General features: G+C 71.3%; 24 protein-coding genes and 2 pseudogenes. 6 read left to right on the forward strand and 20 right to left on the reverse strand.

Going from position 1 to position 23,390, the window contains the following annotated elements; translation table 11 throughout:
* Positions 1 to 67: 67 nt before the first annotated feature.
* The gene (locus ACGFIK_RS01555; RefSeq protein WP_327022238.1) at positions 68 to 1,642 is read right to left on the reverse strand and encodes a Rieske 2Fe-2S domain-containing protein; all 1,575 of its coding nucleotides are present in this window, start codon (positions 1,640 to 1,642) and stop codon (positions 68 to 70) included.
* Positions 1,643 to 1,911: 269 nt separating this feature from the next.
* Between ACGFIK_RS01555 and ACGFIK_RS01560 the strand changes: the two genes are divergently transcribed.
* Positions 1,912 to 2,133: a DUF2631 domain-containing protein gene (locus ACGFIK_RS01560; RefSeq protein ID WP_327022239.1), complete on the forward strand. Its 222-nt coding sequence runs from the start codon at positions 1,912 to 1,914 to the stop codon at positions 2,131 to 2,133.
* Between the two features lie 174 nt (positions 2,134 to 2,307).
* Here ACGFIK_RS01560 and ACGFIK_RS01565 read toward each other — a convergent pair whose 3' ends face one another.
* The 8 genes and pseudogenes from ACGFIK_RS01565 to ACGFIK_RS01600 form a co-directional block, all read right to left on the reverse strand.
* On the reverse strand, positions 2,308 to 3,450 hold the full coding sequence (locus ACGFIK_RS01565; protein ID WP_327022240.1) for a DivIVA domain-containing protein: 1,143 nt from the start codon (positions 3,448 to 3,450) through the stop codon (positions 2,308 to 2,310).
* A gap of 31 nt (positions 3,451 to 3,481) precedes the next feature.
* A complete protein-coding gene (gene rlmN / locus ACGFIK_RS01570; RefSeq protein ID WP_327022241.1) occupies positions 3,482 to 4,633 on the reverse strand; it encodes a 23S rRNA (adenine(2503)-C(2))-methyltransferase RlmN in 1,152 nt (383 codons plus the stop codon).
* 92 nt (positions 4,634 to 4,725) lie between these two features.
* Complete coding sequence (locus ACGFIK_RS01575) at positions 4,726 to 5,961, reverse strand: phosphatidate cytidylyltransferase (protein WP_327027230.1); 1,236 nt, start codon at positions 5,959 to 5,961, stop codon at positions 4,726 to 4,728.
* Positions 5,962 to 6,278: 317 nt separating this feature from the next.
* On the reverse strand, positions 6,279 to 6,836 hold the full coding sequence (gene frr, locus ACGFIK_RS01580; RefSeq protein ID WP_327027231.1) for a ribosome recycling factor: 558 nt from the start codon (positions 6,834 to 6,836) through the stop codon (positions 6,279 to 6,281).
* A gap of 79 nt (positions 6,837 to 6,915) precedes the next feature.
* A complete protein-coding gene (pyrH, locus tag ACGFIK_RS01585; RefSeq protein ID WP_327022242.1) occupies positions 6,916 to 7,683 on the reverse strand; it encodes a UMP kinase in 768 nt (255 codons plus the stop codon).
* Positions 7,684 to 7,833: 150 nt separating this feature from the next.
* Positions 7,834 to 8,661: a translation elongation factor Ts gene (gene tsf / locus ACGFIK_RS01590; protein ID WP_327022243.1), complete on the reverse strand. Its 828-nt coding sequence runs from the start codon at positions 8,659 to 8,661 to the stop codon at positions 7,834 to 7,836.
* A gap of 132 nt (positions 8,662 to 8,793) precedes the next feature.
* Positions 8,794 to 9,651 carry a 30S ribosomal protein S2 gene (rpsB, locus tag ACGFIK_RS01595; protein ID WP_327022244.1) on the reverse strand — a complete coding sequence of 286 codons (858 nt, stop codon included), beginning with the start codon at positions 9,649 to 9,651 and terminating at the stop codon, positions 8,794 to 8,796.
* Positions 9,652 to 9,961: 310 nt separating this feature from the next.
* Positions 9,962 to 10,943 (reverse strand): annotated as a pseudogene (locus ACGFIK_RS01600) (hypothetical protein).
* Between the two features lie 192 nt (positions 10,944 to 11,135).
* On the opposite strand from ACGFIK_RS01600, the gene ACGFIK_RS01605 reads away from it, so the two are divergent.
* The 5 genes from ACGFIK_RS01605 to ACGFIK_RS01625 all read left to right on the forward strand — a co-directional run bounded on the left by ACGFIK_RS01605 (position 11,136) and on the right by ACGFIK_RS01625 (position 16,595).
* Entirely contained in the window at positions 11,136 to 11,495 is a 360-nt protein-coding gene (locus ACGFIK_RS01605) for a YraN family protein (protein WP_327022245.1), read from the forward strand.
* Positions 11,495 to 13,012, forward strand: a complete 1,518-nt coding sequence (locus ACGFIK_RS01610) for a YifB family Mg chelatase-like AAA ATPase (RefSeq protein WP_393337174.1) — start codon at positions 11,495 to 11,497, stop codon at positions 13,010 to 13,012. Before ACGFIK_RS01605 ends, ACGFIK_RS01610 begins: the two co-directional genes overlap by 1 nt.
* On the forward strand, positions 13,009 to 14,229 hold the full coding sequence (locus tag ACGFIK_RS01615; RefSeq protein ID WP_393337176.1) for a DNA-processing protein DprA: 1,221 nt from the start codon (positions 13,009 to 13,011) through the stop codon (positions 14,227 to 14,229). Before ACGFIK_RS01610 ends, ACGFIK_RS01615 begins: the two co-directional genes overlap by 4 nt.
* A 10-nt stretch (positions 14,230 to 14,239) precedes the next feature.
* Positions 14,240 to 15,325: a tyrosine recombinase XerC gene (locus ACGFIK_RS01620; RefSeq protein ID WP_393337179.1), complete on the forward strand. Its 1,086-nt coding sequence runs from the start codon at positions 14,240 to 14,242 to the stop codon at positions 15,323 to 15,325.
* 88 nt (positions 15,326 to 15,413) lie between these two features.
* Entirely contained in the window at positions 15,414 to 16,595 is a 1,182-nt protein-coding gene (locus ACGFIK_RS01625; RefSeq protein WP_327022249.1) for an aminotransferase class V-fold PLP-dependent enzyme, read from the forward strand.
* Here the strand turns inward: ACGFIK_RS01625 and ACGFIK_RS01630 are convergent.
* The 11 genes and pseudogenes from ACGFIK_RS01630 to rpsP all read right to left on the reverse strand — a co-directional run bounded on the left by ACGFIK_RS01630 (position 16,483) and on the right by rpsP (position 23,334).
* Positions 16,483 to 17,214, reverse strand: a complete 732-nt coding sequence (locus tag ACGFIK_RS01630; protein ID WP_393337665.1) for a M23 family metallopeptidase — start codon at positions 17,212 to 17,214, stop codon at positions 16,483 to 16,485. The genes ACGFIK_RS01625 and ACGFIK_RS01630 overlap by 113 nt on opposite strands.
* Before the next feature lie 213 nt (positions 17,215 to 17,427).
* Complete coding sequence (locus tag ACGFIK_RS01635) at positions 17,428 to 17,751, reverse strand: DUF2469 domain-containing protein (RefSeq protein ID WP_007075222.1); 324 nt, start codon at positions 17,749 to 17,751, stop codon at positions 17,428 to 17,430.
* Positions 17,748 to 18,560, reverse strand: coding sequence for a ribonuclease HII (locus ACGFIK_RS01640; protein ID WP_327022250.1), 813 nt, complete (start codon positions 18,558 to 18,560; stop codon positions 17,748 to 17,750). Before ACGFIK_RS01640 ends, ACGFIK_RS01635 begins: the two co-directional genes overlap by 4 nt.
* The gene (locus tag ACGFIK_RS01645; RefSeq protein WP_327022251.1) at positions 18,554 to 19,039 is read right to left on the reverse strand and encodes an NUDIX domain-containing protein; all 486 of its coding nucleotides are present in this window, start codon (positions 19,037 to 19,039) and stop codon (positions 18,554 to 18,556) included. The genes ACGFIK_RS01640 and ACGFIK_RS01645 overlap by 7 nt, the downstream gene beginning before the upstream one ends.
* A 53-nt stretch (positions 19,040 to 19,092) precedes the next feature.
* A complete protein-coding gene (gene lepB / locus ACGFIK_RS01650; protein WP_327022252.1) occupies positions 19,093 to 19,728 on the reverse strand; it encodes a signal peptidase I in 636 nt (211 codons plus the stop codon).
* Positions 19,729 to 19,737: 9 nt separating this feature from the next.
* Positions 19,738 to 20,612, reverse strand: a pseudogene (gene lepB / locus ACGFIK_RS01655) (signal peptidase I).
* Positions 20,613 to 20,795: 183 nt separating this feature from the next.
* Positions 20,796 to 21,152, reverse strand: a complete 357-nt coding sequence (gene rplS / locus ACGFIK_RS01660) for a 50S ribosomal protein L19 (protein ID WP_327022254.1) — start codon at positions 21,150 to 21,152, stop codon at positions 20,796 to 20,798.
* A 142-nt stretch (positions 21,153 to 21,294) separates the two neighbouring features.
* Positions 21,295 to 22,071 (reverse strand): tRNA (guanosine(37)-N1)-methyltransferase TrmD, encoded by a 777-nt coding sequence (gene trmD, locus ACGFIK_RS01665; protein ID WP_327022255.1) that lies wholly within the window; start codon positions 22,069 to 22,071, stop codon positions 21,295 to 21,297.
* An 18-nt stretch (positions 22,072 to 22,089) separates the two neighbouring features.
* Positions 22,090 to 22,653, reverse strand: a complete 564-nt coding sequence (rimM, locus tag ACGFIK_RS01670; protein ID WP_327022256.1) for a ribosome maturation factor RimM — start codon at positions 22,651 to 22,653, stop codon at positions 22,090 to 22,092.
* The gene (locus tag ACGFIK_RS01675) at positions 22,653 to 22,913 is read right to left on the reverse strand and encodes an RNA-binding protein (RefSeq protein ID WP_357530361.1); all 261 of its coding nucleotides are present in this window, start codon (positions 22,911 to 22,913) and stop codon (positions 22,653 to 22,655) included. Before ACGFIK_RS01675 ends, rimM begins: the two co-directional genes overlap by 1 nt.
* Positions 22,888 to 23,334, reverse strand: a complete 447-nt coding sequence (gene rpsP / locus ACGFIK_RS01680) for a 30S ribosomal protein S16 (protein WP_327022257.1) — start codon at positions 23,332 to 23,334, stop codon at positions 22,888 to 22,890. The genes ACGFIK_RS01675 and rpsP overlap by 26 nt, the downstream gene beginning before the upstream one ends.
* Positions 23,335 to 23,390: the final 56 nt, after the last annotated feature.

A 23,390-nucleotide genomic window follows, 5' to 3' on the forward strand; every position in this document is an offset into this window, starting at 1 on the left:
AGGAAGGGCACCTTATTAACGTCTCGCGTAGTAAAGGGGCCCCTTCTTAACACCTCAGGCAGGCGGCTCAGCTCGTCGGCTGGGCCACCTCGGTCTCCTCGCCTACCCGGTGGGCCCGGACCTTGTGGCCGACACTGGTCAGGCACCGGCCGCTGGGCAGGTCGAAGCGCCAGCCGTGCAGCTGGCAGGTCAACTGGTCGCCGTCGACGATGCCGAACCGGCTCAGGTCCGCCTTCAGGTGCGGGCAGCGGCGCTGCACCACCCAGTCGCCCAGGGTGATGTCCTCGGCGTCGACTGCCCGCTCGTGCTCGTCGTACCAGCCCTCGGCGTACTGGAGGCGCTCGGTGGACAGGCACTTGAAGAAGGCGTACACGAACTCGTTGTACTGGCCGATGCGGGCGGCGGAGAACCGGCAGGACAGGAAGAGGGAGTTGACCCAGTCCACCTCGCCGATGTGCAGCAGGTGCTCGACCAGCGCCCGCTCGGTACGGAACCGGTAGCGCACCTTCTCGTCGGCGTACGGCCGCACCTGCTTGCCCGGGAAGTCCACCACGATGGACTCGACGCTTTCGCCGTCGTAGCCGACCAGGTCGAAGCGGACCGGGCCGCCCACCCCCTTGGCCAGGTAGATCGACTCGTCGAGCAGCGGCTCGATGCGCTGCTTCAGCTCCTTGAGCACGTCGATCTCGGGGTGCCGCCAGGAGGCCTTCTCCCCCTCGATGATCGGGCGCTTGCGCTCGCGCATCTCCTCCAGGTGGGCCACCTTGTTGGCGAAGAACTCCTCCACCGGCACCGGGTGGGTCGTGCTCGCCCCGGAGGTGGTGACCTCGGAGACGCTGCCCGGCAGCAGCACGATGCCGTTGGTGCCGCCGACCTTGGCGTACTCGGTCAGGAAGACCGACTGGTCGGGGAAGATGTTCCCCTCGTCGCCGAAGATGTCGTTGAACTGCCACAGTTCGTCGTCGAGGAAGCAGGGCGGGCCGGCGATCGGGAAGACATGGTCGGCCTTCAGGTCGTCGATGTAGCGCCAGGTGCGGTCGAACTGCCGGTCCCGCTTCTGCTTGCCGAAGGCGGTCTTCGCCGACTGCGGCAGCTCGTAGACCATCGGGTACCAGATCGCCCCGGAGAACTGGAGCATGTGGGCGTGCACGTGGCCCAGCTCGGCGAAGGTGCTCAGGTCGGTGGGGCGGGCGTCGTTCTGGTTGAGCAGCCGGACCCCGTCGTACTCCACCCACAGCGACGAGTCACCGATCGGGCCGTCGGTCGGGCTGGTCAGCGCCTGGATCATGATCTTCAGGCCGCCGTCCAGCTCGACGACCTCTTCGTTGCGGGTCTTCAGGAACTTCGTGAAGCCCAGCTCGCGGAACTCGTCCTCCATCTCCGAGGTGGGGAACTCCGGCAGCAGCACGGTCGCCTTCTTCGACACGTACCGCTTGAGGTGGGCCGCGTCGAAGTGGTCCCGGTGCAGGTGGGAGACGTACAGGTAGTCGACGTCGCCGAGGGTCTCCCAGTCGAGCTGGGAGTTGTCCGGGAACGGGAACCAGGAGGCGAAGTAGGCCGGATTGACCCACGGGTCGCACAGGATGCTGCCCGCCCCCGTGTCGATCCGCATGCTCGCGTGCCCGGTACCGGTCACTCGCACCGCAGTTCCCCCTCAAGAAGACAAATCAAGGCGTACGCCGAAACGCTACCGGAGGTAGCGTGCTCCCCGTCCCTCGACACCGGTAGTCCCCCCCGACCCACCGAAGACGGGCCCTTCGGCCCGTGCGCTCGCTTTCGGACCGGCCCGTTCGGTGCGCCACGCCGGGCCGTCCCGGGTGATCTTTTCTCTATCGGCCGGACCCTGCGCCAGGGCCGCCAGCGGGCGTGCCAGACTAACCGGAGATCCGATCGCGAGGGAAGGACCGACCAGTGGCAGGAAGCGAGCCGGTAACGTCGCCAGACCAGCACAAGCCTGGGCACCGCAAGGCCGGGCGGATCGGCGCGATCCTCACCGCGTTCGCGCTGCTGGCGATGCTCTGCGGCAACCACGAGGGCAGGGTCGAGGACCTGTGGCTGATCGGCCTGGCCGCCCTCCTGCTGCTCATCGTGGCCGGCGACGCCGTACTGCGCCGCAACGGCCTGCGTTCCTGACCCCAGCCGCCCGCCGGCACCACCCGGCGCCGCCCGTCGAGGCGCTGCCGGGTGCCGTCGGCTGCTGCGGGAGTGGGGCGACCGGGTGACCCAGGCCGGTACGGCCGCCTTATGCAGACACGAGTTGGGCCCGCCTCCGAGATCGGAGGGCGGGCCCGATTCGTCGGTACCGGTTCAGCGGCCGAACAGGATGTTCTGCACGTCCTTGAGGGCGGCGTCGACCTCCGCCTCGAAGTAGCCACCCTGCACCAGGCCGAAGCGCAGCGTGTCCAGGTCCTTCGGGTTGATCGGCATCGGGTTACGTCCGGCCATCCCGCCCAGGAGGGTGTCGAAGAAGCGGTCGACCTGGTCGGGGTCGTACCCGCTGCCGAAGCGACGCACCTGGAAACTGCGCCGGATCTGGTCCACCTGGTAGAGATCGCTGCCGGGAGGGCCGGCCATCGGCGGGCCGCCCGCCGGGGGTCCCGAGGGTCCCGCCATCGAGGGGCCACCCAGGGCCTGTTGCGGCACCGCAGGGGGGCCTGCCGGGCCGCGCCGCAGGTCACGGTCCGACATACGGATCTCCGCGGTCATGTCCGTACGGGCGCGTCGGCCCGCTTCGAAGCCGTCGAAGCGCGGCTCGTCCGGCGGACCGTAACCGCCCGGCCCGTCCGGGGGCCCGTAGCCGCCCGGCCGCTCCGGCAGACCGTACTTCTCCGCCCGATCCGGCGGCCCGTAGCTGTCCGGGGGGCCGTAGCTGTCCGCCCGATCCGGTGGGCCGTAGCCGCCCGGCCCGGCCGGCAGGCCGCGAGGCGGGGCGCCGTGACCCATCGGGCCGGGACCCCCGGGGGCACCCGGTCCCATCGGCCCACCCGGGCCGCGCGGCGCGTCGTAGCCGCCGCGAGGTGCGTCGTACCCTCCGGCGAACGCACCGGTGGGCTCGTCATAGCGGTTGTACGGGCCGGCCTGGGCCGGCATCGGTCGGGGTGGCATCGGCGGCTGGGGCATCGCGGCCATGCCCCGGTCCTCGCGTATGGGCGGACCCATCCGGTCCGGCGGGCTCATCCGGGCCTCGCCACCGGCCCGGCCGGTGCCCCGTTCCTCAAGCTCGGCCAGCTGTCGCTCGACCCGGTCGAGGTGCAGGTCGACCTGCCACTCGTCGTAGCCGTTGAAGCGAACCCGGAAGACGACGTCGTGGACTTCCTGCGAGGTCACCGGTGCCCCCACCGGCTGGCCGGCGAGGGTCGCCTCGACCCGGTCCAGGAAAGTGTCCACCTCGTCAACCTTGTATCCCCGGCGGAGCGCCTTACGCCGGAAACGCTGACCCTGACTCGCCACTATGTCTCCTGGTCTCGTTCGCCACGCCCGGTCATGCCGGCAGGTTCCCGGCCGGGTCCGTGCCCATGTCCTCCGCGGCGGCCAGCTGCCCACACGCCCCGTCGATCTCGCGACCTCGGGTGTCCCGAACGGTGGTGGACACCCCGGCGTCGCGCAACCGCCGGACGAACTCCCGCTCCACCGGCTTCGGGCTGGCGTCCCAGCGGCTGCCCGGAGTCGGATTGAGTGGGATCAGGTTCACGTGGGCCAGCTTGCCGGCCAGCAACCGCCCGAGCAGGTCGGCTCGCCACGGCTGGTCGTTCACGTCCTTGATCATCGCGTATTCGATCGACACACGACGCCCCGTGCGAGCCGCGTACGTCCAGGCGGCGTCCAGCACCTCGGACACCTTCCAGCGCTGGTTGACCGGCACAAGTTCGTCGCGCAGCTCATCATCGGGGGCGTGCAGCGACAACGCAAGAGTCACCGAGAGGTCTTCGCTGGCCAGTCGGTGGATGGCCGGCACCAGGCCGACCGTGGAAACGGTGATGTGCCGCTGCGACAACCCCAGGCCCTCGGGGGCCGGTGCGACCAGCCGACGGATCGCGGCCACCACCCGGTTGTAGTTGGCCAGCGGCTCGCCCATGCCCATGAAGACGACATGCGACAACCTGGCCGGTGAACCCGCCACCACACCGGAGGCGGCCACCCCCGCCAGGTAGACCGCCTGGTCGACGATCTCGGCGGTGGAGAGGTTGCGGGTCAGACCGGCCTGGCCGGTGGCGCAGAAGGGGCAGGCCATCCCGCAGCCGGCCTGGCTGGAGATGCAGACGGTCACCCGATCGGAGTAACCCATCAGCACACTCTCCACCAGCGACCCGTCGTGCAGCCGCCAGAGCGCCTTGCGGGTCGCTCCGTCGTCGCAGGCCAGCTCGCGCACCGGGTTGAGCAGCCTGGGCAGCAGCTGGTCGGCCAGCCGCTCGCGGGAGGCCGCCGGCAGGTCGGTCATCTGGGCCGGGTCGCGTACCAGCCGGCCGAAGTAGTGGGTGGAGATCTGCCGGGCCCGGAAGGCCGGCTCACCCAGGTCGGTGACCAGGGCTTTTCGGCCGGCCAGATCGAGGTCGGCGAGATGTTGCGGTGGCATCGAGGCCCGGCGCGCACCGGGCGCGTCCGGGTCGACCGGAATCAGGGGCAGACTCGTCATGACCTGTCCAGTCTGTCACGCCCGACCGGGAACGCACCCGGCCAGAGGGCCTGGATCGGACCCGTGAAGGCTGGTCCGACGTGAGCCATGCCTCAGCTCACCGCCGGGACGAGGACCACGAGCAGCAGGTACGCCGTCGGCACGGCGAACAGCACCGAGTCGAGGCGATCCATCAGGCCGCCGTGCCCGGGCAGCAGATTGCTCATGTCCTTGACCCCGAGGTCCCGCTTGATCATGGACTCGGCGAGGTCACCGAGGACGGCGGCACCGGAGACCGCCACCCCGAACACCGCTCCCCACCACGGGGCCACGTCGAACAGCAGCCAGAGCAGCACAGCGCTGCCCAGCGCCGCCGCGCTGACCGAGCCGAGCAAGCCCTCCCAGGACTTCTTCGGGCTGATCGTCGGGGCCATCGGATGCTTGCCGAAGTTGGCGCCGGCGGCGTACCCCCCGGTGTCGGAGAGCACCACGGCTACCAGGGTCACCAGCACCCGCAACGCCCCGTCGTCCGGGGAGGCCGCCAGCAGGGCGGCGAAGCCGCCGAGGAAGGGCACGTACACCGCGATCATGGTGGCCGCGGTCATGTCCCGCCGGAAGTTGGCCGGGCCGTCCCCGAGCCGCCAGACGAGGGTGCCCGCGATCGTGACCAGCAGCCCGAGCAGCAGGGCGTCCAGTCCACCGAACCAGGCGATGGTGACCGTCAGCACCCCACCGGCGATCAGGGGTACCAGGGGCACCACGGCCCGGGCCCGGCGTACCGCGCGGGACATCTCCCAGATGCCCACCCCGAAGGCGCCGGCGAGCACCAGCAGGAAGGAGGGGGTGTAGAGGAACAGCGGCAGCAGGACCAGGGCCCCCAGGCCGAGGCCGACCGAGATGGCCGCCGGCAGGTTCCGTCCGGCGCGGCCGGTCGACGGCGGCTGGCCGGGGCTCGGGGCCGGTGGCCCGGCGGGCGGCCGTCCGCCGCCTGCGCGGCGCCGACCCCGATGACGCTTACCGGAGGGCGACTGCTCGGCGGCGGGTTCCTCCCCGGGCACCGGGGCGAACTGGGCGGTCGGCGCGTCCTCGTGATCGAGGCCGACACCGGCCGGGACCCGCTCGATCTGCCCGGTCGGGGCCTCCTCGTGACCGAGGAGGCCGGCGGTGCCGGGCACCGGTTCGAACTGGGCGGTCGGGGTGGCGTACCGTTCGGCGCCGACCTGCGGCTGACCGGCCCAGGGGCCGGTGCCGGGGTCGAGATCCGGTTCAGGCCAGGGCAGTTGGGTGGGTTGGTCCGGCCGATCCCAGCCACGGGCCTCGGCACCACCGTAGGGGTCGAGGTGGGACATCACGCACCGGACGAGAGCGGGACGGAATCCACCACTTGCCGCACAACCACTGCCATTCCCCTACCCGCGCGAGGCGCTCCGTCTGATTTGCCGGCCAGTCGGTTGACCGATCCCCATCCTGGTATGCCCGGATCACTGGGAATCCTGCCGAGCCTACTGCACCTGTCCGCTCCGCAGCCCGCACCCGCCCTCGACCCCCACCGGGTTGATCATGAGGTTGGCGCCGTCGCCTCCATCGGCGATGACGAGAACCTCCGGACCAACCTGGCGGGGGCGGGCCAGGCGGACGGGCCGGGCACCAGCGACCGGGTGCGCGCTCAGACCTCCAGGAGTTCGGTCTCCTTGTGCTTGACCAGTTCATCGACGTGCCCGACGTACCGCTGGGTCAGGTCGTCCAGTTCCTTCTCCGCGCGGCGGCCGTCGTCCTCGCCGACCTCGCCGTCCTTGACGAGCCGGTCCAGCTCTTCCTTGCCCTTGCGGCGGATGTTGCGGATGGCGACCTTGGCTTCCTCACCCTTGTGCCGGGCGACCTTGATCATGTCGCGGCGGCGCTCCTCGGTCATCTGCGGGAGCAGGATGCGCAGCTGGTTGCCCTCGTTGTTCGGGTTGACCCCGAGATCCGAGTCGCGGATCGCCTTCTCCATGGCATTGAGCTGCGAGTTGTCGTACGGCTTGATGATGGCCATCCGCGGCTCCGGGACGGCCACCGACGCCATCTGGGTCAGCGGGGTCGGGGTGCCGTAGTAGTCGATGATGACCTTGGAGAACATGGCCGGAGTGGCGCGGCCGGTGCGGATGGCACCGAACTCCTCCTTGGCGTGCTCGACCGCACGCTCCATCTTCTCCTCGGCCTCGAGGAGGGTGTCGTCGATCACCGTTCTCCTCGCCTCCTTCTTGTGCTCGTCGTGGGGCTTGTCGGTCACCGGGGCCGTCGAGATCAGATCGACGGTCGCTTCAGGTGGTGATCAGCGTGCCGATCTTCTCGCCGCCCACCGCTCGGACGATGGTGTCGTCCCCCTGGGCGCCGAAGACCAGCATCGGCAGACCGTTCTCCATGCAGAGGCTGAAAGCGGCGGCATCGGCGACCCGCAGGTTGCGGCGCAGCACCTCGGAGAAGGTGATCGAGTCGAACTTGCTGGCGGTCGGGTCGATCCGCGGGTCGGCGGTGTAGACCCCGTCCACGCCGTTCTTGCTCATCAGCACCACGTCCGCGTGGATCTCCAACGCGCGCTGGGCGGCCACCGTGTCCGTGGAGAAGTACGGCATTCCCGCCCCGGCACCGAAGATGACCACCCGGCCCTTCTCCAGGTGCCGGATCGCCCGCAGGGGGATGTACGGCTCGGCGACCTGGGCCATCGTGATCGCACTCTGCACCCGGGTCTCGATGCCTTCCTTCTCCAGGAAGTCCTGCAGGGCCAGGCAGTTCATCACGGTGCCGAGCATGCCCATGTAGTCCGCCCGGGCCCGGTCCATGCCCCGCTTCTGGAGTTCCGCACCCCGGAAGAAGTTGCCGCCGCCGACCACCACGGAAACCTGCACCCCGCGCCGTACCACCGTGGCGATCTGCCGGGCGATGGCCTGTACGACGTCCGGGTCGACGCCGATCGCGCCACCACCGAACACCTCGCCGGAAAGCTTCAACACCACCCGACGGGACCGGCCGGGCGGTGGCGCCGTAGGGTCGTCCGCCGCCAGCGTCCGATCACTCACAACCTGCGTCATCCGCCCGTCCTTCCCCCACCGGTACACCGGGTGCATATCTGCCGCTGTCGACCTTATGGGACGAGGAGGCCGCGGTGCCTGTCGCGTACACCGGCGGCCTCCTCGTCGTGTCGTTGCTCAGCCCACGGGCGCAGGGCGCCCGACGGCGGCTCAGGCCTGGCCGACCTCGAACCGCACGAAGCGGGTGACCTCGATGCCGGCCTCGGCCAGCACCTGCTTCACGGTCTTCTTGTTGTCGGTGACCGAGGACTGCTCCAGCAGGACGAAGTCCTTGAAGAAGGAGTTCACCCGACCCTCGACGATCTTCGGCAGGGCCGCCTCGGGCTTGTTCTCCTCCCGGGCGGTCTGCTCGGCGATGCGCCGCTCGGACTCGACGACCTCGGCCGGCACCTCGTCACGGGTGAGGTACTGCGGACGCATCGCGGCGATCTGCATGGCAGCGGCGCGGGCGTCGGCGTCGGCGGCCTCGTCGGTCTTGCCGGTGTACTGCACCATCACGCCGACCGCCGGGGGCAGGTCCTGGGCCTTACGGTGCAGGTAGACCGCGACCGTGCCGTCGAGCTTGGCGAAGCGGTTCAGCACCAGCTTCTCGCCGATCTTGGCCGACTGCTCCTGGACCAGGTCGGCGACCGGACGGCCGTCGATCTCGCTGGCCAGCAGTTCCTCGGCGTTGCTCACGCCGGAACGCTCACCGTGCTCGACCAACTGCTGGGCCAGAGCGATGAAGGCGTCGTTCTTGGCGACGAAGTCGGTCTCGCAGTTGAACTCGAGCAGGGCCTGGCCGGCGTGGGCGATCAGCCCGTTGGCGGCGGTACGACCGGCCCGCTTGCCGACATCCTTGGCGCCCTTGACGCGCAAGATCTCGACGGCCTTGTCGAAGTCGCCCTCGGCCTCGGTCAGGGCCTTCTTGCTGTCCATCATGCCGGCGCCGGTCAGGTCGCGGAGCTTCTTGACGTCCGCGGCGGTGATCTGGGACATGGCTCTCTCTTCGGTGTTGAGATTGCGATGGGATGGTCTGAGGTGCCGGTTACCCGGATTCGGGAAGTTCGTGCCGACCTGGTCGCCGCCGGTCACCATCAGCGAATCGACGGTGACCGGACGGCGGCGGGATCACTGACCGGAAACGGCAGCCGGCTGCTCGGGGGCCGGCTCGGTGGCGGCGGCGGGCTCCTCGTCAGCCTTCTTGGGCTCCTCGAGCAGCTCGCGCTCCCACTCGGCCAGCGGCTCGTCGGTGGCGACACCGGCCTCCGGCTTCTCGTCGCCACCACGGCGACGGCCGGAACGGGCGATCAGGCCGTCGGCGACGGCGGCGGCCACGACCCGGGTCAGCAGCTCGGCCGAGCGGATCGCGTCGTCGTTGCCCGGGATCGGGAAGTCGACCTCGTCCGGGTCGCAGTTGGTGTCGAGCACGGCGATCACCGGGATGCCCAGCTTGCGGGCCTCGTCGACGGCGATGTGCTCCTTCTTGGTGTCGACGATCCAGACCGCGGCCGGGAGCTTCTGCATGTCCCGCAGACCACCGAGGGTCTTGGTGAGCTTGATCTTCTCGCGGGAGAGCTGAAGGGTCTCCTTCTTGGTGTAGCCGGCAGCGGTGCCGCTGAGGTCACCGAGGGCCTCCAGCTCCTTCATCCGCTGCAGCCGCTTGTACACCGTCTGGAAGTTGGTCAGCATGCCGCCGAGCCAGCGGTGGTTGACGTACGGCTGGCCGACCCGGGTCGCCTGCTCGGCGATGGCCTCCTGGGCCTGCTTCTTGGTGCCGACGAACAGGATGCTGCCGCCCTCGGCCACCGTGTTGCGCACGAACTCGTACGCCTTCTCGATGTAGTCGAGGGTCTGGCGCAGGTCGATGATGTAGATGCCATTGCGCTCGGTGAAGATGAAGCGCTTCATCTTCGGGTTCCAGCGCCGGGTCTGGTGCCCGAAGTGAACACCACTTTCCAGCAGCTGACGCATGGTCACGACGGCCATGGTTCGTACTCCTTGGGGTCCCTGGTTCGTCCGCTCGGCCGGCGGCCGAGTGGCCTGGTGCCCGGTCGTCGGCCAGGATGGGCCCGACAGGTCGGGACCAGGGAGGCCGCCGCCGCACGACGACTTCGTGAGGAGGGCACGCGAGGTCGACCGCGCGAGGCGGTCGCCAGTCGACCAGTGTACGCCCCTGCCCCACCGCCCAGCCCCCGGGTGCAAGGAAGGGCCCCCTGTTAACGCCTGCGGTAGAGCAAGGGCCCCTTGTTAACACCTCCGAGCGCCCAGATGGTCAGCCGGTGGAGCGGCAGGTGGGTCAGCCGGCGGCCAGCGCCGCGGCGAGGAAGAGCGCCAGGCCGACGGTCAGGTAGGCGGTGGGCGGGCGTAGCCAGCCGCGTGCCCCGTCGGTGAGCGCGAACCCGGTGGTCCGCAGCCCGTACAGACCGGCCGCGAAGATCGGCAGACCGACCACCAGGAAGGTACCCACCAGCACATCGGCGGCGGAAACCGGATCCGCGGTCGCCCCGTGCAGCAACACCCGCAGGGCCGGCACCTCGAGGATCACCAACAGGACGGCGAACAGCACCGCGAGCACCGGTCGGCGGGTCCGGTAGACCCCGTCGCCGCTGGGCGACCCGGCCGGTACGCCCGGCACCTGGTAGCCGGCTTCCCCGGCCGCCGGCCGGAAGCCGGTGTCCGTCCCGGCCTCCCCCGCCGACAGGTCACCCCGAGGGGCCACCGGCGGCATCGGCCCGGTCGGCTGCTCCAGGGGATTCACCGCCTCCGTGCCCCGTTTGGCCTCCACGATCGGATACCCGGCCAGCGGCACGGGCCGGGCCGGGTCACCCACCACGGACGCCAGCGGGGCCGGGTCGCTCACCATCGGCGCCGGGCGGGTCGGGTCACCCAGGGGATCTCCAGCCACCGGCGGGCTGGTCTCCTGGGCGGTCCGCCAGGGCGACCGTTCGGTGGGCAGCTCACCGGAGATGTCCGGGTCGGTCGACCCGGCTCGCCGGGCGCGCGAGGCCCGGTAGCGCTCGGGCTCGGCCGAGGTCTCGGCCAGGGGATCCGCACCGCCGAAGCGCCGCGCCGAGGTGTCGTGCCGGTCCTCGTCGTCGACCCGTTGTTCGGGGGCCACCGACAGCTGGTCGTCCAGGTGTCTCGCCTGCGCCGTGCCGAGCCAGTCCGGGTCGCGGTAATCACGGTCGCCGGGGTACCAACGCGACTCCTGATCATCGGCAAAGCTACGTCGTCCATCCACGTCCGGCACGGTATGCGACCAACCGGCCGGTCGCCATTCGGCCCCGGCCCTGACCAGGACCGGAAGGGCGATTCGACCGGGTACGCAGAGCAAGAAGCTGATTCGTCACTCAGGCCCGCCTTAGCACACCAAGGGCATGATCGTCCGGCTGTCCACAACACCTCCCGTTGTCCACAGGTCGTACCACCGGGGGCACCTCGACGGCTCCGGTCCCGGCAGGGTGCCGGCCATGAGCAAGCGGAACCAGGCGGTCGGCGGGTACGGGGAGCGTTGCGCCGTCCGGCACCTGATCGAGGCAGGGCTGCGCCCGGTGGCCCGGAACTGGCGCTGCCCCTCCGGAGAGATCGACATCGTGGCCTGGGACGGGCCGGTGCTCGTCATCTGCGAGGTGAAGACCCGCCGCAACCACGACTTCGGCACCCCGGCCGAGGCGGTGGTCAGCCGCAAGGCCCGCCGGCTGCGTCGGCTCGCCGTGGCGTGGCTGGCGGCCACCGGCACTACCGCCGAGGAGATCCGCTTCGACGTCGTCTCGGTCCTGCTGCCGCGCACCGGCCGGGCCCAGGTCGAACATCTCAAGGGAGCCTTCTGATGAGCTACGCCCGGGTGCTCTGTGTCGGCCTGGTCGGGGTCACCGGTCATCTGGTGGAGGTGGAGGCGGATCTCGCACCCGGCCTGCCCGCCGTGGTCATCTCCGGGCTGCCGGACACCGCCCTGCACGAGGCCCGGGACCGGGTCCGCGCCGCCGTGGTCAACTCCGGCCAGCGCTGGCCGAACCGGCGGATCACCCTGAACCTGCTACCGGCCACCATGCCCAAGTTCGGCTCGGCCTTCGACCTGGCGATCGCGGCGGCGCTGCTCGGCGGCTCCGGTGAGCTGCCCCTGGCCCCGCTGGAGGGCGTGGTGATCCTCGGCGAACTGGGCCTGGACGGCACCGTCCGACCGGTCCGGGGGGTGCTGCCGATGGCCGCCGCGGCGGCCCGGGCCGGGGTCCAGCGGGTGATCGTGCCGGCCGCCAACAGTGCCGAGGCCGCCGTGGTGCCCGGCCTGCGGGTACGCGGCGTGGACAACCTGCACCGGCTGATCGCCTACGTCCGCGACGGCGTACCCCTGATCGAGCCCCCGACCCACCTGCCGCCGCCGGCCGATCCCGGCCCCGATCTGGCCGAGGTGGCCGGGCAGGGGCTCGGTCGGCGGGCCCTGGAGGTGGCTGCCGCCGGGGGCCACCACCTGGCGCTGATCGGCCCGCCGGGGGCCGGCAAGACGATGCTGGCCGAGCGTCTGCCCTCGATTCTGCCGGAGCTGGACGACGCCGCCGCCCTGGAGGTGACCGCGCTGCACTCGATCGCCGGGCTATTGCCGGCGGAGGGTGGGCTGCTGCGGCGGCCCCCGTTCCAGGCCCCGCACCACACCGCGACCATCCCGGCCATCGTCGGCGGCGGGACGGGGATGGCCCGGCCCGGCGCGATCTCGCTGGCCCACCGAGGGGTGCTCTTTCTGGACGAGGCTCCGGAATTCAGCCGCGCCGCCCTGGAGGCGTTACGCCAACCGCTGGAGCACGGTCGGGTGCGGTTGGCCCGTAGCCGGGGCGGCACCGAGTACCCCGCCCGGGCACAGCTGGTGATCGCGGCCAATCCCTGCCCGTGTGCCAGTCCGGCCGGCGACGACCGGTGCGAGTGTCCCCCGCAGGCCCGCCGCCGCTACCTGGGTCGACTCTCCGGTCCCCTGCTCGACCGGATCGATCTTCAGGTGCGGCTGCTGCCGATGCGCGCCGCCGACCTGATGGAGGCGGGCACCCACGAGTCCTCCGCGGTGGTGGCGTCCCGGGTGCTGGCCGCTCGTAGGGCGGCGGCGGAGCGCTGGTCGGTGTTGGGTCGCCGCCTCAACGCGGAGGTGCCCGGTCAGCAACTGCGCCGGCCCCCGTGGCAGCTACCCGCCGCCGACACCGCCGAACTACGAGCCCGGCTCGACTCGGGGTCGCTCTCCGCGCGCGGCTTCGACCGGGTCATCCGGCTCGCCTGGACCATCGCCGACCTCGACGGGCGCCCCCGCCCGGACCGACACGACGTCGGCGAGGCCATCCACCTCAGGACGGGAGAGGGCATATGAGCACGTACGACGAGACCACACTGGCCCGGGTGGCGTTGACCTGGCTGGCCGAGCCGGGCACCCGCTCGGTGTACGCGCTGGTCGACGAACTCGGCCCGGTGGCCGCCCTGGATCTGCTGCTCGACGGCGGGGCGCCCCAGGAGGAGTTACGCGACAGCGTGGCGGCCCGCCGCCAGGCCGGGGATGCGCGGGCCATCGCCGCCGAGGCCCTGGAACGCGGCGAACGGCTAGGTGCCCGCGTCATCGTGCCGGATGACGACGAGTGGCCCGCCTCGGTCGAGCAACTGCGCACCCTCGTGCTGCAGGATGCGCGCCGCCGGGTCGACCGGGAGACCGCCCCACCCCTCTGCTTCTGGGTACGCGGGCCGTTGCCGCTGGCCGAGACGCTGGACCGGTCGGTGGCCGTGGTCGGGGCACGGGCCGCCACCCCGTACGGCCTGCATGTCGCCAGGGACCTGGGTTACGGCCTGGCCGACCGGGACTGGACGGTCGTCTCCGGCGGTGCCTTCGGCATCGACGCCGCCGCACACCGGGGCGCGCTGAGCGCGGGCGGCCGGACGGTCGCGGTGCTGGCCTGTGGAGTGGACCGCCCCTACCCGATGGGTAACACGGCGTTGTTCGACCGGATCGCCGACTCCGGGCTGCTGGTCAGCGAATGGCCGCCGGAGGCCGAGCCGCTTCGTCCCCGTTTCCTGATCCGCAACCGGGTGATCGCGGCCGGTACGAAGGGCACCGTGCTGGTGGAGGCGGCGGCCCGCAGCGGCGCCACCCAGACCACCCGACGGGCCCTGGCGCTGCACAAACCGGCGATGGTGGTGCCCGGTCCGGTCACCTCGGCGATGTCGGTCGGCACGCACGAGTTCCTGCGGGAGGAACCGGACGCCCGCCTGGTGACCGGGCTGGCTCAGGTGCTGGAGGAGGTGGGTCGGATCGGGGAACTGGCCCCGGTGCCAAGAGGTCCGCAGCGACCCACCGACCTGATCGACGACGACGCCCGGGCGATCGTGGAGGTGATGCCCCGACGGGGCACGATCGGGGTGGACGACCTGGCCGGTCGCGCCGGTCTGGCGGTACGCACCGTGCTGCGCAAGCTGTCCCTGTTGGAGGAGTTGGCCCTGGTGGTTCGCCGCGGCGACGGCTACGCCCTGGTGACGGCCCCAGGCGCCCGCCGAGCCGCCCACCCTGACGGTGTCGCGGGCGGAGGCACCCGACCCTAGGCTGTGACCCGTGGGGGGTACGGAAGGTCGCAGCACCCGTGGCACCCGGGCCGTGCACGCGGCGCTGCCGGAGCCGCTACGCGAGGCGGTGGACGAGTTCGCCCGGCACCTGGCCTCGGTCCGCAACCGTTCGGCCCACACCGTACGGGCCTACGTCGCCGATCTGGTCTCCCTGTTGGATCACGCGCATCGGATGGGCGCCGCCGAGGTGGCCGAACTGGACCTGGACACGGTACGCAGTTGGCTGGCCAAGCAGCGCACCATGGGAGCGGCCCGGGCGTCGCTGGCCCGACGCGCGGCGGCGGCGCGCACCTTCAGTGCCTGGGCGCACCGGGGCGGGCTGCTGCCCACGGATGTGGCCGCCACCCTGGCCAGTCCCCGCCCGCAGCGCACCCTGCCCACCGTGCTCCGCGCCGACCAGGCCGCCCTCCTCGTCGAGGCACCCACCCGATCCACCGCCGATGGCCGCGCCACTTCCGGCGCCCATCCCACCCCCGAGGCCGACGCCCACCCCACGGCTGGCCCTCCCACCGCCGATGGCACCGGCACAGAGGAAGCGGAGGGTGCCGAGGACGGAGAGCGGGTGGCTCGGGCGGTGCGGTGGCGTGACCGGGTGCTGCTGGAGTTGCTCTACGGCACCGGGGTGCGGGTCAGTGAGGTGTGCGGCATCGACCTGGCCGATGTCGACCATGGCCGGCGGGTGGTTCGGGTCCGGGGCAAGGGTGGCCGGGAACGGACCGTGCCGTACGGCCTGCCGGCGCAGCGGGCCCTCGACGAGTGGCTGCGACACGGGCGGCCCGTGCTGGCGGTCCCGGCCTCCGGGGAGGCGCTGCTGCTCGGCGCCCGGGGTGGCCGGCTGAATCCGACCACCGCCCGCCGGATCGTCGGTGGGTACGCCGAGGCCGCCGACCTGCCCCGGATCGGACCGCACGCGCTGCGCCACTCGGCCGCCACCCACCTGCTCGAAGGCGGGGCGGACCTGCGGGCGGTACAGGAGTTGCTGGGCCACTCCTCGCTGGCCAGTACGCAGGTCTACACCCATGTCTCGGTCGATCGGCTACGTGCGGCGTACCGCCAGGCCCACCCCCGCGCCTAAGTCGCGGCCACGACAGCGCCCGAATGGCGGAACACTTTCCGATCAAGATCCATCACCCAGGGCCCGGGGGTGGCGTTACGATCATCCGGTGAGCGTCCCGCCTCCGCCTGAGCCTATGACGGGCGCCCGCCTGCTCTTCTCCCTCGACCCGGCGGTCAGTCACCTCAACCACGGCTCGTTCGGCGCAGTGCCGATCATCGTGCAGCGGGCCCAGCAGCGGTTGCGGGACGAGATGGAGGCCGACCCGCTGCGCTTCTTCGCCACCGGCCTGGTCGACCGGATCACCCACGCCCGCCGGCACCTGGCCGGCTTCCTCGGCGCCGACCCGGACGGCACCGCCCTGACCGTCAACGCCACCACCGGGGTGGCGGTGGTGTTGCAGTCCCTAGGGCTGGGCCCGGCCGACGAGGTGCTCACCACCGATCATGGCTACGGTGCGGTCGACTTCGCCATCGCCCGGGAGTGCCGCCGCAGCGGAGCGACCCATCGGGTGCTGCCGGTGCCACTGTCGGCGACCACCGAGGAGATCGTGCAGATCGTCCGGTCCGGGCTGCGTCCGGGGCGTACCCGGCTGCTCGTGGTCGACCAGCTCACCTCGGCCACGGCACGGTTGTTGCCGGTCGCCGCCATCGTCGGGGTGGCGCGGGAACACGGGGTGTCCGTGCTCGTCGACGCCGCCCACGCTCCCGGGATGCTGCCGGCGAGCGTGCAGAGCATCGGGGCCGACTTCTGGGTCGGCAACCTGCACAAGTGGGGGTACGCCCCCCGTGGCACGGCCGTGCTGGTGGTCGCCCCGTCCTGGCGGGACCGCATCGAACCCCTGGTGGTCTCCTGGGAGCAGGCGGCCGGCTTCCCCAGCCGGGTGGAGTGGCAGGCGACCGCGGACTACACCGCCTGGCTGAGTGCCCCGGTGGGGCTCTACCTGCTGCGTACCCTCGGGGTGGACCGGGTGCGCGCGCACAACGCGGCTCTGGCGGCGTACGGCCAGCGGGTGGTGGGGGATGCCCTGGGGGTGCGGCCGGCCGATCTGCCCGAGCCCGGCGGACCCACGGTCGCCATGCGGATCATCCCGTTGCCGCCAGGGCTGGCCACCACGGTCGAGGGCGCCCTGGCGCTGCGGGCCCGGATCGCCGAGCGGCTCGCCATCCAGGTCGCGGTCAACCCCTGGAACGGGCAGGGCTGGCTGCGGCTGTGCGGCCAGGTGTACAACTCGCCCGACGAGTACGACCGGCTAGCCGGGCGGCTGCCCGCCCTGCTGGCCCAACGCTGACCGGCTTCCCGGCCAGGCTGATCGGCTCCTCGGCCAGCGGCAGCAGCCGGGTGCGACCGAGACCGAGCAGGGCCAACGGGTCCAGGTAGTCAGTACCCCGGCGCAGCCCCCAGTGCAGGCAGGCCGCCTCGGGGCAGCCCAGGTGCCCGGGCGCCAGGACCCCCAGGAGGGTGCCGGCCGCCACCGCCGTGCCGACCGTGACCACCGGTTCCACCGGCTCGTAGGTGGTGCGCAGCCCGTCGGGGTGGGTCACCGAGATCACCGGCCGGCCGGCGACCAGACCGGCGTACGAGACCGTGCCGCTGCCGGCGGCCCGGATCGGCGCGCCCGCCGGGGCGATCAGATCCACCCCACGATGGCCGGACAGCCAGGGCCGAGCCGGAGGATCGAACCGGCGGCCCGGTCGAGGCACCCCCTCGACCGGCCACCGGTACCCCTGCCCGGCAGACCCGCCCCCTGGCGACAGCACGACGCTGGGCGACGGCACCACCCCCGACGGACCAGCCACCACCGTTGAGAGCGGCAGCATGGTGGGGGACGACCGCTGTCCGGACGAGGAGAGGGTCGGCATGAGGAGGGGCAGCAGCAGGAGGGCGCAGAGCGCCCGGGTTCGGGTCACCATGGCGGCGAGTGTGCCGATCCTGGGGCGGCCTCGCTGCCCGGCAAGGGTCGCCTGTGGACGACGCGGGGTCCTGTGGACAACCCACGCCGACGAAGCTGATCTGCTATGGCCTGACGACAGCCGGGCCGGACCGCCAGTGTGGACCGATCGCGGCGGGTGGGGGTCCACCGCGCGGAAACCGGCCGGAGATCAGCCGGGGTTCAGCAGGGATCAGCCGCCGAAGCCGGAGTCGGCCGGCAGGGAGATGTCCGGCTTCTCCAGCTCCTCGACGTTGACGTCCTTGAAGGTCATCACCCGCACGTTCTTGACGAACCGGGCGGGACGATACATGTCCCACACCCAGGCGTCGTGCATCTCGACCTCGAAGTAGACCTCGCCGTCGGAGTTGCGCACGTGCAGGTCGACCTGGTTGGCCAGATAGAACCGCCGCTCGGTCTCCACCACGTAGGAGAACTGACGGACGATGTCGCGGTACTCCCGGTAGAGCTGTAGCTCCATCTCGGTCTCGTACTTTTCGAGATCTTCCGCGCTCATCGCACTCCGCCTTCCATGACCACATCTTCCCCCACCGACGCCGGAGGCTGAGGCTGCTCGCCCAACGCCACGCCGACGGTACCCCCTGCGAAGCCTGAGCGCTCCATCGGCTCGTCCCAGCTTGCGCCCAGCGGTCGACGGGAGCGGGGTGGACGGCCGTCCAGGCCGGAGACGGCCGCTACGTTGACGTAGGAGAACCGGTGTTCCCGGCACGGACCCCGCTCGCGCAGGGCCGCCGTGTGATCGGCGGTGATGTACCCCTTGTGCTCGGCGAAGCCGTACCCCGGGTAGGTAGCCTCCAGGTCGACCATGATCCGGTCCCGGGTCACCTTGGCCAGGACGCTGGCCGCCGCTACGCAGGCCGCCACCCGGTCGCCCTTCCACACGGCCAGACCGGGCACGTCCAGGCCGTCGACCCCGAACCCGTCGGTCAACACGTACTCCGGTCGCACGGTCAGCGAGGCCAGCGCCCGACGCATCGCGGCCAGGTTGCACACGTGCAGCCCCCGGGCGTCGACCTCCTCGGCCGGGATGACCACCACGGCGTATGCCAGGGCACGCGCGACGACCTCGGCGTACACCCGCTCCCGGCTCGCCGGGGTGAGCAGCTTGGAGTCGGCCAGGCCCTCGATCTCACCTCGCCGCCCTTCCGGCAGCACCGCGGCGGCGGCCACCAGCGGCCCGGCGCAGGCCCCCCGGCCGGCCTCGTCGGCACCGGCGACGTACCGGAAGCCACGCCGTTGCAGGGCCCGCTCCAGGGCGTACAGCCCGGCCTCCCGGCGCACCACCGTGCGCGGCGGGGTCAGCATGGCGCACCGGGAGCCGTGGCCGTAGAGGCCAGGGCCCGGGTCAGGACCTCGGGGAGGTCCAGGGGGTAGCACCGCTCGGCGGTGCTGCGCAGTTCCTGGGCCGACCACCACCGGTGACCGTCCACGCTGTTGCGCTCCACCTCGCTGAATCCCGTCGTGTCGACCTCGTGTGCGGCGACCCGCACCAGAAAGAACCGCTGTTCCTGCCGGTACCACACCCCGTCGAAGGAGAACTCCGTCACCTCGGCGTGCACCGGCTCACCGAACTGGGTCATCGCCAACCGCAACCCGGTCTCCTCCGCCAACTCCCGCGCCGCGCCCTCGGGGTAGCTCTCCCCCGGGTCCAGTCCGCCACCCGGGGTGAACCACCAGCGTCCGTCCTGCGGACGGGCGGGATCGAAGCCCCGGAAGAGCAGCAACCGGTCGGCCCGGTCGACCAGGAGCACCCGGGCGGCGCGCCTCGGGGTGTAGAGCGTCACCGCACCAGATTGCCAGACGTGGCCGACAACGCCCACGTCCCGTCCCCGACACCTCAGGGGGTGGGAATGGCCTCGAACTCCTCCGGCACGGTCAGCAGGGTGGCCCGGTTGAACGGCCAGAAGACCGTGAAGGCCCGGCCCACTACGTCCTTCTCCGGGATGGTCGCCGCGGTGACGTTCTCCCCGGACTGCTGGTAGTGCTCCAGGGAGTCACCGGAGGCGGAACGGTGGTCACCCATCACCCAGAGCCGACCCTGCGGAATGACGACGTCGAACTCCTGGTCCGCCGGCTTGTCCCGGTTGCCGTCGAAGGAGAAGATGTACGGCTCGTCCAGCGGCACCCCGTTGATCACCAGACGGTCCTGGGCGTCGCAGCAGACCAGCCGATCCCCGCCGACCCCGATCACCCGCTTGATGAAGTCCTCGCCCGCGGGGTTGCCGCTCCACTCGACCGGGGCCTTGAAGACGATCACCTCGCCCCGGTGCGGGGTCCGGAAGTTGTACACCAACTTGTTGACCAGCACCCGATCATCGATCTTGAGGGTGTTCTCCATGGAGGGCGACGGGATGAAGAAGGTCTGCAGTACGAAGGCCCGCACCAGTACCGCGACCAGGATCGCCACCCCCAGCAGGATGGGAAGTTCCTTCCAGAACGAGTGGCGTGGCTTGTCGGTCTGCTCGTCAATCACGGGAGGAGCCTACGTTGCCCGGATCGGTGCCACCGCGTGGAACGCGCTAGAACGGCTAGGGTGGCCGCGATCGGAAGCACCAGGACCACCCCTCCTTCGGTCGTGGGCCGCACCGGTGGGGCCGCCCCGCCGGTGGCCGTGACCGCCGGAGGCACCTCGGCGAAGGTCTCCGGCACCGGCAGAGTGTGCCAGCGGCTGGAGGGCCAGACCACCGCGAAGGCCCGGCCCACCACGTTGTCAATCGGCACCGTGCCCTGGCAGCGGGCGTCCTGGGAGACGAGCCGGTGGTCGCCGAGCACGAACATCTGACCGGGCGGGACCACGATCTCCTCGAACCGCCGGGACCGGCACTCCTGCGGGTTGGGGGGCAACTCCAGGGGGGAGTCCCGCAGCACGTACGCGGACTCGTCCAGCGGGGTGCCGTTGACCAGCACCCGCCCCTGCTCGTCGCAGCAGCTGACCCGGTCACCCGGCAGGCCGATGACCCGCTTGATGAAGTCCTTCTCCCCCGGGCGGCTCAGCCCGACCAGGTCACCCACCGTGCGGCCTAGCCGGTCGGTGAAACCCCCGGCCGGCTCCACGTCCACCTGCGGGACCCACTGGTCGGTGCCCCGGAAGACCACCACCTCGCCACGCTGCGGATCCCGCACGTTGTAGACGACCTTGTTGACCAGGACCCGGTCCCCGACCAGCAGGGTGTCCTCCATCGACCCCGAGGGGATGAAGAACGCCTGGAGCAGGAAGGTACGGATCAGCACCGCCAGGCAGAAGGCCACGACGAGCAGCAGCGGCAACTCCTGCCAGAGCGGCATCTGCCGTTTCTCACGCCGGGCCCGTCGTCGCCACGGATCAACCGAGCCGCTGTCGTCAAGCGCCTGTACCACGCCCACTCCCCGGTCCGCAGATACGACTACCGCCCGGCAGTCTCGTCGAGACTTCCCGGGCGGTAGTGGAGGTCACCCGCCGGCCATGGCGGGTCGCCGCCCCGCTGCGCCCGTACGACCAGGGTAGTGCGGTCTGGCCGGTACGACATACGCGCAGCTGAGGCGGCGTGGCGCAGCGCGAGGTCAGCTCGGCTGCTTCTCGCGCAGCTCCTTGATCTTGGCCTTCTTGCCCCGCAGCTCGCGCAGGTAGTAGAGCTTGGCGCGGCGGACGTCACCACGGGTCACGACCTCGATCCGGTCGATCGCCGGGCTGTTGATCGGGTAGGTCCGCTCGACACCGACGCCGAAGCTGAGCTTGCGGACGGTGAAGGTCTCGCGCAGTCCGGCGCCCTGGCGACGGATGACCACGCCCTGGAAGATCTGGACCCGGGAGCGGTTACCCTCGACCACTCGCGCGTGCACCTTCACGGTGTCACCGGCGCGGAAGTCGGGAAGGTCGGTGCGCTTCGACTGGGCGTCAAGAGCGTCCAGGATGTTCATCGCTCGTCCTCGTGAGGCTCACGGCGCACCGTCAATCGGCGCGCGAATGGGTGATACTGATCCCCGGATGGCGGCCGGTGGAACCGACCCCGGTCGGGGATCCTCGCAGCCGTCCACGGCGCAGACGACTGCGGCAACCCCTCTACTTTGCCATATCCCGTCCGGGCACCGGAAACCCGGCCCGGTCGAGGGTCGCCACGTCCCGTTTGTCCAACTGCTCAGGGTCGAGGGCGGCCAGCATGTCCGGCCGACGTCGGCCGGTGCGCTGCAGGGCCTCGTCGCGGCGCCAGCGGGCGATCCGCCCGTGGTCGCCGGAGCGCAGCACCTCCGGCACCTCCAGCCCCCGCCAGGCCGCCGGCTTGGTGTACATCGGCGCTTCCAGCAGCCCGTGGGCGTGTGACTCCTCGGTCAGCGAGCCGGCGTTGCCGAGCACCCCGGGCAGCAGCCGGGTGACCGCCTCCAGGATCACCAGCACGGCCACCTCGCCACCGAAGAGCACGTAGTCGCCCAGACTGACCTCGGTGACCGGCATCCGGGTGGCCGCGTGGTCCAGGACCCGCTGGTCGATGCCCTCGTACCGGCCGCAGGCGAAGATCAGGTGCGGCTCGGCGGCCCACTCGTACGCCAACGCCTGGGTGAAGGGCACCCCGGCCGGGGAGGGCACCAGCAGTCGGGGGGTCGCCGCCGACTCCGCGGGGGCCAGGGCGTCCAGGGCCGCACCCCAGGGCTCGGGCCGCATCACCATGCCCGGCCCACCGCCGTACGGGGTGTCGTCGACCGTGCGGTGCACGTCGTGGGTCCAGGTACGCAGATCGTGTACGCCCAGCCGCAGGGTGCCGTTGGCCCGAGCCTTGCCGATCAGGGACAGATCCAGGGGGGCGAAGTACTCCGGGAAGATCGACACGATGTCGACACGCATCAGGGGTGCTCCGCGGGATCAGAGGTCGAGCAGGCCGTCAGGCAGGTCGACCACGACGCGACCACCGGCGAGATCGACCTCGGGGACCATCACCTTGATGAAGGGAATCAGCGCGGTACGTCCCTCGGGGCGACGCAGCACCAGCAGATCCGAGGCGGGTGCGTGGTCGATCCGGGCCACCTCGCCCAGTCGCTCCCCGGCCGGGGTGACCACGGCCAGCCCGACCAGTTGGTGGTCGTGGAACTCCTCCGGGTCCTCCGGCGGGGCCACGTCGGCGCTGTCCACGGCGAGCAGGGTGCCCCGCAACGCCTCCGCGACGTTGCGGTCCAGCACGCCGTCGAAGGCGACCAGGAGATGACCCTGGTGCCAGCGGGCAGCCTCCACGGTCAGCTCGGCGGGCACCTCGTAGCGCTCTCCCGGACTGGCGGCCGGCTCCTGGCGGCCACGGGGAACCGCCCCCGGCATGGTGGTCAACACCATGCCGGGGGCGAACCGCGTCTCGGGCTCGTCCGTACGCACTTCCACGGTGACCTCACCGCGGATGCCGTGCGGCTTGCCGATCCTGCCGACGATGAGCTGCATCAGTACGAGTCGACGATGTCGACGCGCACGCCGCGCCCACCGATGGAGCCGATCACCTGGCGCAGTGCCTTGGCGGTCCGACCGGACCGCCCGATCACGGTGCCCAGGTCCTCGGGGTGCACGCGGACTTCGAGCCGCTTGCCCCGACGGGAGTCGACCATCCGGACGCGTACGTCATCGGGGTGATCGACGATGCCCTTGACCAGGTGCTCCAACGCCGGCCGCAGTGCCATGTCAGGCCTGCTCACCGGAGTCCGCAGCGGCCGGCTCCTCGGCCTTCGGCGCCTCCGCCTCGGCCTTGGCGGCCTTCTTGGCCGGCTTGGCCGGGGTGTCCGCCACACCGGCGGCGGCCTTGGCCTCGGCCTCGTAGGCGGCCGTGCGGTCGACCCGCTCCGGCGCCACCTTCAGCGGCGGCGGGGCCGGCAGGCCCTTGAACTTCTGCCAGTCACCGGTCAGCTCCAGCAGCCGCTGCACCGCCTCGCTCGGCTGGGCGCCGACGGACAGCCAGTACTGGACCCGCTCCGACTTGACCTCGATCACCGAAGGGTCTTCCTTCGGCTGGTAGATCCCGACGAACTCGATCGCCCGGCCGTCGCGCTTGGTACGCGAGTCGGCGATGACGATGCGGTACTGCGGGTTGCGGATCTTGCCCATCCGCAGGAGCCGGATCTTTACGGCCACGGTTGTTTCGCTCCTGTTGCGATCTCACCGGCCCAGGTGGGCGGTGTGCACGGGTG

Origin of the sequence: Micromonospora sp. NPDC048871, from assembly GCF_043198155.1 — a bacterium.
Lineage (GTDB): Bacteria > Actinomycetota > Actinomycetes > Mycobacteriales > Micromonosporaceae > Micromonospora.

Coding starts and splice junctions, on each gene's coding strand:
- ACGFIK_RS01635 (WP_007075222.1), bottom strand. CDS start 17,751: ATGAGCGCGGAAGATCTCGAAAAGTACGAGACCGAGATGGAGCTACAG.
- pyrH (WP_327022242.1), bottom strand. CDS start 7,683: ATGACGCAGGTTGTGAGTGATCGGACGCTGGCGGCGGACGACCCTACG.
- trmD (WP_327022255.1), bottom strand. CDS start 22,071: ATGCGTGTCGACATCGTGTCGATCTTCCCGGAGTACTTCGCCCCCCTG.
- ACGFIK_RS01610 (WP_393337174.1), top strand. CDS start 11,495: ATGAGCTACGCCCGGGTGCTCTGTGTCGGCCTGGTCGGGGTCACCGGT.
- ACGFIK_RS01605 (WP_327022245.1), top strand. CDS start 11,136: ATGAGCAAGCGGAACCAGGCGGTCGGCGGGTACGGGGAGCGTTGCGCC.
- ACGFIK_RS01575 (WP_327027230.1), bottom strand. CDS start 5,961: ATGTCCCACCTCGACCCCTACGGTGGTGCCGAGGCCCGTGGCTGGGAT.
- rimM (WP_327022256.1), bottom strand. CDS start 22,653: ATGCAGCTCATCGTCGGCAGGATCGGCAAGCCGCACGGCATCCGCGGT.
- rlmN (WP_327022241.1), bottom strand. CDS start 4,633: ATGACGAGTCTGCCCCTGATTCCGGTCGACCCGGACGCGCCCGGTGCG.
- rplS (WP_327022254.1), bottom strand. CDS start 21,152: ATGAACATCCTGGACGCTCTTGACGCCCAGTCGAAGCGCACCGACCTT.
- ACGFIK_RS01640 (WP_327022250.1), bottom strand. CDS start 18,560: ATGCTGACCCCGCCGCGCACGGTGGTGCGCCGGGAGGCCGGGCTGTAC.
- rpsB (WP_327022244.1), bottom strand. CDS start 9,651: ATGGCCGTCGTGACCATGCGTCAGCTGCTGGAAAGTGGTGTTCACTTC.
- ACGFIK_RS01615 (WP_393337176.1), top strand. CDS start 13,009: ATGAGCACGTACGACGAGACCACACTGGCCCGGGTGGCGTTGACCTGG.
- tsf (WP_327022243.1), bottom strand. CDS start 8,661: ATGTCCCAGATCACCGCCGCGGACGTCAAGAAGCTCCGCGACCTGACC.